The following is an 11,836-nucleotide window of genomic DNA, read 5'->3' as shown; positions in this document are numbered from 1 at the left end:
TCAAGGAACGGACGCTTCCTTCGTACTCACCCTCTCGGGCTTTCCTCCGGGCGCTTCCCTTCGGTGTCTCCGACTCTATCAGATCTTTCCGACCCGATTTCCTCGGTGCTTTCCAGGTTCCCGCTCTTGCGTTTCCCTTTCCGGCGATTCCGACTCTATCAGATCCTTTCGGCGTCCGATTCCCAGTCGGCGGGAGGTGTCATGGGCTTTCGGGATTTCGCCCGTCGGCCTTTCGACATTCACTACGCTAGCCCATTCCCCGGGCCGATTCATAATCGGCCCCGCGGTCTCGAATTCAGGGCATGCGGACACGCCTGAACTGTTCCCGTTGCAGGGGAGTGAGTTGGTAGTGGGTTGGCCGCTCCGGCTGCTGGCGATCGCCGTACCCGGTTCAGCGGCTCGGGCTACGTTACGCACCTTCCCGGCACGCGTCAACTTCAGCGGCGCCGCCTCGGGACACGGGCCCGCACGAGGCCACCGTCGGCTCGTCGGCCGACCGGAATCGTCACAGGTGGACGCCTCACCCCTCGGACACTCCGCTGCGCGGAGCGCCACGTACCCGGTCGGCGGGCACGAGCAGGAGTGCCCTCGGCGTCCTCGGCACCCTGTGGGGGTCTCACCGGTGGTGGACGTGCCGGTTCCGCCGTGTTCCCGGTCCGCGTCCAGGGCCGTCGCCGGCCGCGCGGGACTTTGGCGGGCTCCTCGCTGTTTCCGGCCGAGAGTTCTGCGGTCCGGGCAGGCGGTGTCCTCGACGATCCCGCCCGCGCGCAGCGGCTCAGGCTCCGGCCGACGGCTTGGCTCTCGGGCTCAGCCGGTACGCCGAGACCGTCGGATCACCGGCGAGATAGAAGCGGTGCTGCCGGTCATGGGCTCTGCTCACGCCTACCCGAGGACCGACCCGGATGAGTGCGGTGGGTACGGACTCACCGTCGGACAGCACGACCGAGGCGCCGGTCAACAGGTCCGTGCCGTTGTGCTCTGCCGTGATGCCGAGCGCTCGGCAGAGGTTGCCCGGCCCGCGTGCGAGACGCGGACCCTCGACCTTGTCCCCGCGCCGCTCGCGTGCCAGGTCCTCCCCCTCGATGACCCTGCCGGCTCGTAGGAGGACGGCCGAGGCGATGCCGTCTGTCCCGGTGACGATGTTGGCGCACCAGTGGAGACCGTGGGACCGGTAGACGTACAGGTGTCCTGCGGGTCCGAACATGACGGCGTTGCGGGGTGTCCTGCCCCGGTAGGCGTGGGAAGCGGGGTCGGCCGCACCGGAGTACGCCTCGGTCTCCGTGATGGTGATGCTCACGGTTCCCTCGGGTGTCGCATGGGTGAGAGTGGCGCCGAGGAGCTTGGGTGCGACCTCTTCGGCGGAGTGAGCGAGATGCCCGACGTTCATGCCGACCGACTTGGCATGCCGTAGGTGAAGTAGACGTACACGCGTCCGGGCGGGCCGATCGTCACGCCGTTGCGGGGCGTGCGTCCGCGACAGGCGTGGGAGCCTGGGTCGCCCAGGCCGTCGTGGGCCGCCACCTCCGTACGGCGCAGGGCCATCGGACCCTCCGGGGTGGTTCCCACCGGGAGACGGCTGAGGAGATCGGGGACGGCCTGCAGGACGGGCCGGTCGAGGAACTCCCGTGCGAGGGGCGTACGGTCATGGGTCGCGATCACGCCGTCCGAGGGTAGTGCAGACGGGGTCGCGCCGCGGGGTGGTCAGGAACTGTGCCCCTTGTCAGGGTGAGGGCGCGGAACCGGTTGCGGTCGGATCGCGTTTGTAGGGATCAAGGACGCACGAAGAGGTACAGAGGAGAGTCATGGCGTTCAAGAAGCTGCTCGCAAGTCTGGGTGCCGGCGGGGCTTCGGTGGAGACGGTGCTGACCGAGGTCAACGTCGTGCCCGGCGGTGTCGTCCAGGGCGAGGTGCGGATCCAGGGCGGGACCGTCAACCAGGAGATCGAGGGTCTGTCCGTCGGCCTGCAGGCACGGGTCGAGGTGGAGGGTGCCGACTCCGAGTACAAGCAGGACATCGAGTTCACCAAGGTGCGGCTCGGCGGTGCCTTCGAGCTGCAGGCGAACGCGGTGCACGCCGTTCCGTTCGGGCTGGAGATCCCCTGGGAGACGCCGGTCACCATGATCGACGGGCAGGCGCTGCGCGGGATGCACATCGGTGTGACCACCGAACTGGCGATCGCGCGCGCGGTGGACTCCGGCGACCTCGACCCGATCAACGTGCATCCGCTGCCGGCGCAGAAGGCGATCCTGGACGCGTTCATCCAGCTGGGCTTCCGCTTCAAGAGCGCGGACATGGAGCGGGGCCACATCCGGGGGACCCGGCAGCGGCTGCCGTTCTACCAGGAGATCGAGTTCTACGCGCCGTCGCAGTACCGCGGGCTGAACGAGGTCGAGTTGAGCTTCGTGGCCGACGAGCACGCCATGGACGTCGTCCTCGAAATGGACAAGAAGCCTGGTCTGTTCAGCGAGGGCAGCGACACCTACCGCACGTTCCAGGTGGGGCTCCACGACTGGCAGGGCACCGACTGGGCGGGCTACCTCAACCAGTGGCTGTCGGAGGTCGGCGGCAAGCGCAACTGGTTCTAGTGCCGCGGCACTAGGCTCGTCGGTGATTCCGCTGCTCCCGGAATCACCCCCAGGAACCGATCAGGAGGTACCGAGGTGACCGAGCTCAAGAGGCGGCCGCTGCCCCACGACTTCCACCCGCCCGTGCCGTCGTTCACGGTCACGAGCGAGGACGTCCGGGACGGCGGGACGCTCAAGGGCGACCAGGTCCACGCGGAGGGGAACACGTCGCCGCAGCTGCGGTGGGAGGGGTTCCCGTCGGAGACCAAGAGCTTCGCCGTGACCTGCTATGACCCGGACGCCCCGACGGGCAGCGGGTTCTGGCACTGGGTGCTGTTCGACATCCCGGCCTCGGTGACGGAGCTGCCGGCGGGTGCGGGCGGCGGGAAGTTCGAGGGGCTGCCGCAGGGGGCGACACACGCGCGCAACGACTACGGCAGCCGGGACTTCGGCGGGGCCGCGCCGCCCCCCGGGGACGGCCCGCACCGCTACGTGTTCACCGTGTACGCCGTGGACCAGGAGAAGCTCGGTCCGGACGCCGACGCGTCGCCGGCCGCCGTCGGGTTCAACCTGCGGTTCCACACCCTCGCGCGCGCCCAGCTGATCGGCGAGTACGAGAACCCCCAGCGGGGCTGACGCAGCCCAGCGTTCACGGGACGTTTGCCCGCCTCCGGTCTTGGAAGTGATCGGAGGCGGGCATTTTTATTGCGTTGTCCATCGCGGCGTGCCCGTCCAGAGTTGATCCCGGCCCGCCGGGGGGTGGGCAGGTGTGCACGGGAGGTGGGCTGGTATGCGGGACACGCTGGTGCTGAACGCGAGCTTCGAGCCGCTGTCGACGGTGACCATGAACCGAGCCGTCGTTCTGGTGCTGCAGGCCAAGGCTGTCGTCGAACAGACCCACCCCGAGCTGCGGATGCGAGGCGCCGCGGTCGACATACCGGCGCCCCGGGTGATCCGGCTCTGCCGATACGTGCGGGTGCCCTTCCGAAGACAGGCTCCGTGGTCGAGGCGTGGGGTACTGGTGCGGGACCGGCACCGGTGCGCGTACTGCGGCCGGCGGGCGACGACCGTCGATCACGTGGTGCCGCGTTCGCGGGGCGGCCGGGACACCTGGCTGAACACGGTGGCCTCCTGCGCGGAGGACAACCACCGCAAGGCGGACCGTACGCCGGAGCAGGCGGGTATGCCGCTCCTCAGGGAGCCGTTCGAGCCGACGCCCGCGGACGCGATGCTACTGGCGCTGGGCGAGGATCTCGCCGTGCTGCCCGAGTGGTTGACGGGGCACGCGGCCTGACGCCGTGCCGCCGGGCCTGCTGCGGCGGGTGGACGGTGCTTGCGCCCGCCCTGCACGCGCGTCCCCGCGCCCCTCGTCGTGGAGGGCGCGGGGAACCTGTGCCGTCGGGTTCGGTCAGTCGAGGGACGGCTTCTCGCGGCGGTCCGCGCCCGAGCCGCCACCGGTGGATCCGCCGCCCGAACCGCCGCCCATGACCCCGAGGTTGCCGACGGCGCCGGACAGGCCCTTGAGGGCGTCGCCTATCTCGCTGGGGACGATCCAGAGCTTGTTGGCGTCGCCCTCGGCGATCTTCGGGAGCATCTGCAGGTACTGGTAGGACAGCAGCTTCTGGTCCGGGTCGCCGGCGTGGATGGCCTCGAAGACCGTGCGGACGGCCTGGGCCTCGCCCTCGGCGCGCAGGGCGGCGGCCTTGGCCTCGCCCTCGGCCCGCAGGATCTGGGACTGCTTCTCGCCCTCGGCGCGCAGGATCTCCGACTGCCGGACACCTTCGGCCTGGAGGATCGCGGCGCGCTTGTCCCGGTCGGCGCGCATCTGCTTCTCCATCGAGTCCTGGATGGACGTGGGCGGTTCGATGGCCTTCAGTTCGACGCGGTTGACGCGGATGCCCCACTTGCCGGTGGCCTCGTCGAGGACGCCGCGCAGGGCGGCGTTGATCTCCTCACGGGAGGTCAGGGTGCGTTCCAGGTCCATGCCGCCGATGATGTTGCGCAGCGTGGTGACCGTCAGCTGCTCGATGGCCTGGATGTAGCTGGCGACCTCGTAGGTGGCCGCGCGGGCGTCGGTGACCTGGTAGTAGATGACCGTGTCGATGTTGACGACCAGGTTGTCCTGGGTGATCACCGGCTGCGGCGGGAACGGCACGACCTGTTCACGCAGGTCGATGCGGTTGCGGATGGTGTCGATGAACGGGACGACTATGTTGAGGCCCGCGTTGAGGGTCCGTGTGTAGCGGCCGAAGCGCTCCACGATGGCCGCACTGGCCTGAGGGATGACCTGGATGGTCTTGATCAGGGCGATGAAGACCAACACCACCAGAATGATCAATACGATGATGACCGGTTCCATCGTTGCTCCCCGTGCCCTTCTCCGCCTCGGTGCTCTTGGAAGATCTTGTGCTCGTCGAAGATCTTGCTGGTCGAGTCTGACAGACCGTCGTACGGCTCGTGGGGTGTTCGGTGCACTTCGGCTCGGGGAACGTCCCGCGAGCTCACAGGACGATCGCCGTGGCCCCCTCGATGTCCACGACGTCCACTTCCTGACCCACCTCGTAGGTGCTGCCGGCGTCGAGGGCACGCGCCGACCAGACCTCTCCGGCGAGCTTGATCCGGCCGCCGGAGCCGTCCACGCGCTCCAGAACGACGGCCTGTCTGCCCTTCAGGGCGTCCACCCCACTGGCGAGTTCGGGCCGCTGGTGCCGGTGCCGGGCCGCGATGGGCCGCACGACGACGATGAGGGCTACCGAGACGATGAGGAAGGCGAGCACCTGGGCGACGGCGTCGAAGCCGAGGGCGGCGACGACAGCGGCGGCGATGGCCCCGACGGCCAGCATGCCGAATTCGGGCATCGCGGTCACCACGAGCGGGATCCCCAGCGCTGCGGCGCCGACGAGCCACCACACCCATGCGTCGATGTCGTTCACACGGCCATGGTAGGGCCGCGGGTGCCGCCGCCGACAGGGCGCCGATGCGATCGGGGGCCGGTCGGCCCTCGGTTCCCGGGTGTTGGGGCGTTGCTCAGGACAGCGGCAGGCCCTGTGCGGTCCAGCGGTCGCCCATCTGCTCGACGACGAGCGGGAGGCCGAAGCAGAGGGACAGGTTGCGGGAGGTGAGTTCGAGTTCCAGGGGGCCGGCGGTGAGGACCTTGCCCTGGCGGATCATGAGGACGTGGGTGAAGCCCGGGGGGATCTCCTCGACATGGTGGGTGACCATGATCATGGAGGGGGCGATGGGGTCGCGGGCCAGGCGGCCGAGGCGGCGCACGAGGTCCTCGCGGCCGCCGAGGTCGAGGCCGGCGGCGGGCTCGTCGAGGAGCAGCAGCTCCGGGTCGGTCATCAGGGCGCGGGCGATGAGGGTGCGCTTGCGCTCGCCCTCGGACAGGGTGCCGAACCGGCGGTCGACGAAGTCGCTCATGCCGAGGCGGTCGAGGAAGGCGCGGGCGCGCTGCTCATCGACCTCGTCGTAGTCCTCGTGCCAGGTGGCGGTCATGCCGTACGCGGCGGTGAGCACGGTCTCCAGGACGGTCTGCCGCTTGGGCAGCTTCTCGGCCATGGCGATGCCGGCCACGCCGATGCGCGGGCGGAGGTCGAAGACGTCGACCTTGCCGAGGGTGTCGCCGAGGATGGTGGCGGTGCCCTTGCTGGGGAAGAGGTAGCTGGAGGCGACGTTCAGGAGGGTGGTCTTGCCGGCGCCGTTGGGGCCGAGGATGACCCAGCGCTCGCCCTCCTTGACCGACCAGGAGACCTGGTCCACCAGAGCCCGGCCCTCGCGGACCACGGATACGTCCTGAAGCTCCAGAACATCGCTCATGAGCGCGTTGTCTCCCCTTGCAGTGTGGCCGGTCTCGGCTGTCGCGTACGCCTGTGGCTCGGTCCGCCGCGCCGGTGGGCGCAGCCCTCTAGGAAATCTACGCCACCGGTCGGCCGGGCAGTTCCATCGGTCCGGTCCTTAGGGTGGGGGCATGGACCTCGAACCACGCTCTGGACGCCTTGCCGCATGGGGAAATGCCCTTATTGCCGGACTTGTCTCGCCGGATGACGCCGCGCTCGCCGTGGTGGGCGAGGACGCGGTGCACCGGGTGGAGGGGCTGCCTGGCGAAGCGGCGCCGGTCGGGCTCACGCTGGCGCTGGGACGACTGCGTGCGCTCGGGGCGACCGGCTTGCGGATCGCGCTCCCGGCGCCCGGTCATCCGCTGGGTCTGAGCGGGCCGCCGGAGTTCAACCGGGCGGCGCTGGACGCCGAGGAGGCGGTGGTCTGCCACGGATGTGCCCTGGGTCTGGTGCCCGAGGTGCACGAGGCCGGTCCGGTCGGCGACGTGCATGCCGAGGTGGTGTGGCGCTGCCTTCCGGTGCGGGAGGCGCCGCCGGCCGACGTGCCGTCGCTGGCCGAGGCCGAGCGGGAGCTGGCGGAGGCGCTCAGGGAGGCGACGGAGGAACTGACGCGGCTGGACGTGGCCGGGTCGGGACCGGCGGCGCAGGCGGCGATCGACACGTACCGGGCCCGGGCCGAGCAGGGGCGGGAGGTGCTGGCGCCGGGGTATCCGCCGCGGGCGGTGCGGGTGCTGGAGCTGGCGCGCCGGGTGGGGATGCTGGTGACGCTCGCCTCCTCCTCCGGAAACGGTCACGGGGGCGCCGTGAGCGCCTCGGAGATCGCGGCCCGGCAGGGCGCGTTGCGGCCGGTGGAGCGGATCGCCCGCCGGGCGCGGGTGGCGGCGTACAACTCCGTCGTGGAGGAGCGGGAGCGCGGGGCGCGCTGAGCGCGGGGCGCGCTCAGCGCGGGGCGCCGTCGGTGACCGGTGCCGTCCGTGGCGGGCCGGTGGGGGCGGCGTTCGGCAGGGCTCCCCGGGACCTTGCGCGTGGGCCGGTCCGGCCCGTTCCGGTGGTCGGCACCGGGCCCCGCGCGGCCTGCCCGCATCCATGGGACGGTCGGGGCATGCAAGGGCCCCCGAGGCGTCGCCGTTCGAGGGGCCCTGACCGTGACGGGGCGCGTCAGTCGTTGGCGCCCGTGTTGCCGAAGGCCGGGTTCAGGCCGGCGATGCCGTTGACCGTGTTGCCGACGACGTTGACCGGGATGTGCACCGGAACCTGGCCGAGGTTGCCGGAGCCGACGCCCGGCGACTTCACGGCGGCACCGGCGGCGCCGGCGTCGGCGACGGCGGCACCGGCGGACGCACCGGCGGCGACACCGGCGACGGCGACGGCCACGGCGGCCTTCTTGGCGATGTTCATGAGATGCGTTCCTCCTGCGTTTGCGTGTCCGACCCGGCCGCGGGTCATGCGCTGATCAACGTCGGAGGGGTGCTGAACGGTTACGCCGGTCGACCGCGAAGCGCCCGTTCGGATCATCGGGGGGGGACCAGGTGACCGTACGACCGGCCGACAAGCGGACCGGCCTCCCGGCGGTCCCGGGAGGCCGGAGCCCGTCGCGGGCCGGCCGTCAGTGGTTGACGCCGAGGTTGCCGAACGCCGGGTTCAGCACGCCGATGACGTCGACGCTGTTGCCGACCACGTTCACCGGGATGTGCACCGGCGCCTGGACGACGTTGCCCGACTGGACACCCGGCGAGCCCGCCGCGTGACCGTCGGCGTGCGAGCCGCCGGTGGCGGAGGCCATGCCGGCACCGGCCGCCACCAGACCGCCGGCAACCATCGTCACAGCCGCTGCCTTCTTCAGGTTCTTCACTTTCCAACCCCTCCTGGCGATGGCCGCGGCAGTCGCCGCGGCACGCATGGGAGAACGGCCGGTACCGATCGGGGATGCGCCATCCGGGGGACATTCCCACGACGGTATGAATCTCAGTCCGGAAGGGAACCTTTCGCGTTGCCGGTCAGCCGGCCACGCCGTGGCGGACGGCCCACAGCGCGGCCTGCGTGCGATCAGCCAGGTCGAGCTTCATGAGGATGTTGGAGACGTGCGTCTTGACCGTCTTCTCGGACAGCACCAGCGCGCGGGCGATCTCGCGGTTCGAACGGCCGTCCGCGATGAGCCCGAGCACCTCGCGCTCCCGCTCGGTCAGCGCGCCCGCTCGGCCCTGTCCCGGGGAGCTCTCGTCCTGGGAGAGCAGGGCGACCGCCACCTCGGGCTGGAGCAGGACGTGGCCGGCGTGCACGGATCGGATGGCCCCGGCGAGCGCGTCGGGGTCCACGTCCTTGTAGACGTATCCGGCGGCACCCGCGCGCAGGGCCGGCACGACCGTGCGCTGCTCGGTGAAGCTGGTGACGATCAGCACGCGTGCGGGGTTGTCCAGTTCGCGGAGTCTGCGCAGGGCGTCGACGCCGTCCATGCCCGGCATCTTGACGTCCATCAGGACGACGTCGGGCCCCAGTTCCTCGGCGCGGGCCACGCCTTCGGCGCCGTCGGCGGCCTCTCCGACGACCTCTATGTCGTCCTGCACCTCCAGGAAGGTGCGCAGGCCCCGGCGGACGACCTGGTGGTCGTCGACGAGCAGCACCTTGATTGCGTCAGCCACCGGGGGCCTCCATCTCGATCGCGGTGCCCTTGCCGGGCGCCGACTCGACAGTGAGCCTGCCGCCGACCCCGCTCGCCCGGTCCCGCATCGACACCAGGCCGAGGTGGCGTCCCGCCCGGCGCACCGCCTGCGGGTCGAAGCCGCGGCCGTCGTCGACGACGCGCAGGACGGCGCCGCAGCCGCGGCGGTCCAGGGTGACGTCGACGTGCTCGGCACCGGAGTGCCGCAGGGCGTTGTGCAGGGCCTCCTGCGCGACGCGCAGCATGGCCTCCTCCTGAGCGGCAGGCAGCGCGCGGACGCCGCGCGCCGCGAAGGTGACGCGGGCGCTGTGTGCGCGGTCCAGGACCTGCACCTGTGTGCGCAGGGTGGCGGCGAGGCCGTCCTCGTCGAGGGCCGCGGGGCGCAACTCGACGACGGCGGCGCGCAGTTCGTCGGTGGCCTCGGCCGCGAGCGAGGCCACCTGCTGGAGCTCGCCCTTGGCACGGGACGGGTCGCGGTCGATGAGGCGGGCCGCGGCCTGCGCGGTCAGGCGCAGGGAGAACAGCTTCTGGCTGACCGCGTCGTGCAGTTCGTGGGCGAGGCGCGAGCGTTCCTCGGCGATGGTGAGTTCGCGGCTGCGCTCGTACAGGCGGGCGTTGGTGAGGGCGATCGCCGCGTGCTGGGCGAGGATCGCGAGCAGTTCCTCGTCCTCCTGCGTGAAGCCGCAGCGCTCGGGCTCCCGGGAGCAGTTCTTGTCGGCGAGGAACAACGCGCCGATCACCTCGTCGCCGTCGCGGATCGGCATGCCCAGGAAGTCGGACATCTCGGGGTGGGCGGAGGGCCAGCCCTCGAAGCGGGGGTCCTTGCGGACGTCGGCGAGGCGCTCGGCCCCGGGCTGCCGGAGCATGGCCGCGAGGATGCCGTGCTGGCGCGGCAGGGGGCCGATGGCTCTCCACTGCTCGTCGCTGACGCCGTCCACCACGAACTGGGCGAAGCCCCCGTGGTCGTCGGGGACGCCGAGCGCCGCGTACTGCGCGTCGACGAGTTCGCGGGCCGAGGCGACGATCGTCTTCAGGACGTCGCGCACCTCCAGATGCCTGCTCATGGCCAGCAGCGCGGAACTCACCGCGGCGAGGCCGGACCGGGGACCGTGGCTCATGTCCTCACGGTACCGGCGGCGCGAGACCCCGGGGATCCGCCCTGTGACGGCCGTCGCCTGGGGCGCTCGGCCTAGGACGAAGGTCCCTGCGGCCCGGCTTCCCGGGGCGGTGGGACGGAACGGCCGCGGACCGGGGCGCTGCGATCCGGCGGCTGCGGACCGGACCGCGCCACGCGCGTGCGATGCGCGGCCTTCGTGGCAGAGGACGTCGGGTTCGGCTCGCGCCACGCGCGCGTGCGGGTGCGCACGCGGGTGGGGCAGGTGCCGGGCCGCAGGTCGGCACCGGGCCGCGGGTGGACGGCGCGGCCGAGGGGACGGGCAGGAGGGCGGTGCGGGCGGCTCCCCGGTGAGAGGGCACCACGGACGCCGCCCGGAGGTGCGGGTCCGGCGGCGAACGGGGGTCGCATCCTGCAGGCCGCCCCTCACACAGTGCATTGCTTCAGCAACCAGCCGTGAGAATGCTGTGGGCGCGATGTGAGCCCGCGCATAGGGTCCACATCACGTACGAGGGCGGATAGGAGAGGCGAGTGGGCGCATGAACGGGGTCGATGGTCCAGTCTGTCCCGATTTGCCGTTCCCGGGTCCACTATGCGGCATCGTACGTCACACCTTTGCCACAGAATTTTGCGGCCGCTAAGAATGGCTTCCGTCGCTCAGCGCCGCGGGTTCACGGCCCGCGGCGTTCGTGTGGGACGAGCCCGATGTCCCCTCCGGACGTGAGCGACCTCCGCGCTATTCGAAGAGGTCCATTCGCCATGCTCAAGAACACGACCACCCGTGGCCGTCGTCGCACGCTGACCAAACACCACAAGATCGCGATCGGTGGTGTCGCCGCCCTCGGTGCCGCCGCGCTCGCCTTCTCCGCCGTGCCCAGCAGTGCCGAGACCACGACCACGAGCGAGGCCGCGTCCACGCAGCAGGTCGTCTACGGCGCCGACAAGGTCAAGGACGTCAAGGTCAGCCTCACCGACCAGCTCGCCGCCTCCAAGCTGAAGGCCGAGGCCGTCGAGGCCCGGCAGAAGGCCCAGGCCGAGGCGAAGGCAGAGGCGCAGGCCAAGGTCGAGGCCGCGAAGAAGAAGGCCGCCGCCGAGGCCGCCGCGAAGAAGAAGGCCGCCGCCGAGGCCGCCGCGAAGAAGAAGGCCGCCGCCGAGGCCGCGAAGAAGAAGGCGGAGGCGGCCAAGAAGAAGGCGGAGGCGGCCCGCAAGGCCAAGGAGGCCGCCAGCCGCTCCGCCAAGCGCGCCGCGGTCAAGAAGACCGCCGTCAAGACGTACCCCGACAACCTCGACGGCTGGATCCGCGAGTCGCTCGCCATCATGAAGAAGCACGGCATCCCGGGCTCCTACAGCGGTATCCACCGCAACATCATGCGCGAGTCCTCCGGCAACCCGATGGCCATCAACAACTGGGACATCAACGCCATCAACGGCGTCCCGTCCAAGGGCCTGCTCCAGGTGATCCCGCCGACCTTCAAGGCGTACCACGTCCCGGGCACGTCCTGGAACATCTACGACCCGGTCGCCAACATCACCGCCGCGTGCAACTACGCGGCCGACCGGTACGGCTCCATGGACAACGTCAACAGCGCGTACTGAGGCCGGCGCGGACCTCGGTACGGAACGCCGAAGGGCGGCACCCACCTGACGGGGTGCCGCCCTT

The 11,836-nt window shown here is 70.9% G+C and carries 13 protein-coding genes and 1 pseudogene; 5 read left to right on the top strand and 9 right to left on the bottom strand.

Annotated features, from left to right (window positions below; translation table 11 throughout):
- Positions 1 to 775: 775 nt before the first annotated feature.
- Both JS756_RS33805 and JS756_RS33800 read right to left on the bottom strand, forming a co-directional pair.
- Positions 776 to 1,387, bottom strand: a complete 612-nt coding sequence (locus tag JS756_RS33805) for a DNA-3-methyladenine glycosylase (protein ID WP_205387098.1) — start codon at positions 1,385 to 1,387, stop codon at positions 776 to 778.
- A 12-nt stretch (positions 1,388 to 1,399) separates the two neighbouring features.
- Positions 1,400 to 1,659, bottom strand: a pseudogene (locus JS756_RS33800) (DNA-3-methyladenine glycosylase); the annotation flags it as partial.
- 143 nt (positions 1,660 to 1,802) lie between these two features.
- Between JS756_RS33800 and JS756_RS33795 the strand changes: the two are divergent.
- From JS756_RS33795 to JS756_RS33785, 3 genes are all read left to right on the top strand, one after another.
- Entirely contained in the window at positions 1,803 to 2,585 is a 783-nt protein-coding gene (locus JS756_RS33795) for a sporulation protein (RefSeq protein ID WP_205387096.1), read from the top strand.
- A 75-nt stretch (positions 2,586 to 2,660) separates the two neighbouring features.
- Positions 2,661 to 3,200 carry a YbhB/YbcL family Raf kinase inhibitor-like protein gene (locus tag JS756_RS33790; protein ID WP_205387095.1) on the top strand — a complete coding sequence of 180 codons (540 nt, stop codon included), beginning with the start codon at positions 2,661 to 2,663 and terminating at the stop codon, positions 3,198 to 3,200.
- A gap of 154 nt (positions 3,201 to 3,354) precedes the next feature.
- On the top strand, positions 3,355 to 3,858 hold the full coding sequence (locus tag JS756_RS33785) for an HNH endonuclease (RefSeq protein ID WP_205387094.1): 504 nt from the start codon (positions 3,355 to 3,357) through the stop codon (positions 3,856 to 3,858).
- Positions 3,859 to 3,972: 114 nt separating this feature from the next.
- Here JS756_RS33785 and JS756_RS33780 read toward each other — a convergent pair whose 3' ends face one another.
- From JS756_RS33780 to JS756_RS33770, 3 genes are all read right to left on the bottom strand, one after another.
- Positions 3,973 to 4,923 (bottom strand): SPFH domain-containing protein, encoded by a 951-nt coding sequence (locus tag JS756_RS33780; protein ID WP_205387093.1) that lies wholly within the window; start codon positions 4,921 to 4,923, stop codon positions 3,973 to 3,975.
- Between the two features lie 142 nt (positions 4,924 to 5,065).
- Positions 5,066 to 5,497: an NfeD family protein gene (locus tag JS756_RS33775; protein WP_205387092.1), complete on the bottom strand. Its 432-nt coding sequence runs from the start codon at positions 5,495 to 5,497 to the stop codon at positions 5,066 to 5,068.
- 94 nt (positions 5,498 to 5,591) lie between these two features.
- Positions 5,592 to 6,383 (bottom strand): ABC transporter ATP-binding protein, encoded by a 792-nt coding sequence (locus tag JS756_RS33770; RefSeq protein WP_205387091.1) that lies wholly within the window; start codon positions 6,381 to 6,383, stop codon positions 5,592 to 5,594.
- Positions 6,384 to 6,534: 151 nt separating this feature from the next.
- Between JS756_RS33770 and JS756_RS33765 the strand changes: the two genes are divergently transcribed.
- Positions 6,535 to 7,329, top strand: coding sequence for an Rv1486c family protein (locus JS756_RS33765; protein WP_205387090.1), 795 nt, complete (start codon positions 6,535 to 6,537; stop codon positions 7,327 to 7,329).
- 232 nt (positions 7,330 to 7,561) lie between these two features.
- Here JS756_RS33765 and JS756_RS33760 read toward each other — a convergent pair whose 3' ends face one another.
- From JS756_RS33760 to JS756_RS33745, 4 genes are all read right to left on the bottom strand, one after another.
- On the bottom strand, positions 7,562 to 7,801 hold the full coding sequence (locus JS756_RS33760) for a chaplin (protein WP_205387089.1): 240 nt from the start codon (positions 7,799 to 7,801) through the stop codon (positions 7,562 to 7,564).
- A 208-nt stretch (positions 7,802 to 8,009) separates the two neighbouring features.
- Positions 8,010 to 8,255, bottom strand: a complete 246-nt coding sequence (gene chpE / locus JS756_RS33755) for a chaplin ChpE (protein WP_205387088.1) — start codon at positions 8,253 to 8,255, stop codon at positions 8,010 to 8,012.
- 145 nt (positions 8,256 to 8,400) lie between these two features.
- On the bottom strand, positions 8,401 to 9,042 hold the full coding sequence (locus JS756_RS33750; RefSeq protein ID WP_205387087.1) for a response regulator: 642 nt from the start codon (positions 9,040 to 9,042) through the stop codon (positions 8,401 to 8,403).
- Positions 9,035 to 10,180, bottom strand: a complete 1,146-nt coding sequence (locus tag JS756_RS33745) for a GAF domain-containing sensor histidine kinase (RefSeq protein WP_205387086.1) — start codon at positions 10,178 to 10,180, stop codon at positions 9,035 to 9,037. Before JS756_RS33745 ends, JS756_RS33750 begins: the two co-directional genes overlap by 8 nt.
- Before the next feature lie 755 nt (positions 10,181 to 10,935).
- On the opposite strand from JS756_RS33745, the gene JS756_RS33740 reads away from it, so the two are divergent.
- Entirely contained in the window at positions 10,936 to 11,772 is an 837-nt protein-coding gene (locus tag JS756_RS33740) for a transglycosylase SLT domain-containing protein (RefSeq protein WP_205387085.1), read from the top strand.
- Positions 11,773 to 11,836: the final 64 nt, after the last annotated feature.

This window comes from Streptomyces actuosus (assembly GCF_016921115.1).
Taxonomy (GTDB): Bacteria; Actinomycetota; Actinomycetes; order Streptomycetales; family Streptomycetaceae; genus Streptomyces; species Streptomyces actuosus_A.
This window is presented reverse-complemented; position numbering and strand designations above follow the sequence as displayed.

Bases quoted from the DNA above. Each gene is read 5' to 3' on its own strand.
- JS756_RS33805 (WP_205387098.1), bottom strand. From the start codon at position 1,387: ATGAACGTCGGGCATCTCGCTCACTCCGCCGAAGAGGTCGCACCCAAG.
- JS756_RS33795 (WP_205387096.1), top strand. From the start codon at position 1,803: ATGGCGTTCAAGAAGCTGCTCGCAAGTCTGGGTGCCGGCGGGGCTTCG.
- JS756_RS33785 (WP_205387094.1), top strand. From the start codon at position 3,355: ATGCGGGACACGCTGGTGCTGAACGCGAGCTTCGAGCCGCTGTCGACG.
- JS756_RS33780 (WP_205387093.1), bottom strand. From the start codon at position 4,923: ATGGAACCGGTCATCATCGTATTGATCATTCTGGTGGTGTTGGTCTTC.
- JS756_RS33770 (WP_205387091.1), bottom strand. From the start codon at position 6,383: ATGAGCGATGTTCTGGAGCTTCAGGACGTATCCGTGGTCCGCGAGGGC.
- JS756_RS33765 (WP_205387090.1), top strand. From the start codon at position 6,535: ATGGACCTCGAACCACGCTCTGGACGCCTTGCCGCATGGGGAAATGCC.
- JS756_RS33760 (WP_205387089.1), bottom strand. From the start codon at position 7,801: ATGAACATCGCCAAGAAGGCCGCCGTGGCCGTCGCCGTCGCCGGTGTC.
- JS756_RS33745 (WP_205387086.1), bottom strand. From the start codon at position 10,180: ATGAGCCACGGTCCCCGGTCCGGCCTCGCCGCGGTGAGTTCCGCGCTG.
- JS756_RS33740 (WP_205387085.1), top strand. From the start codon at position 10,936: ATGCTCAAGAACACGACCACCCGTGGCCGTCGTCGCACGCTGACCAAA.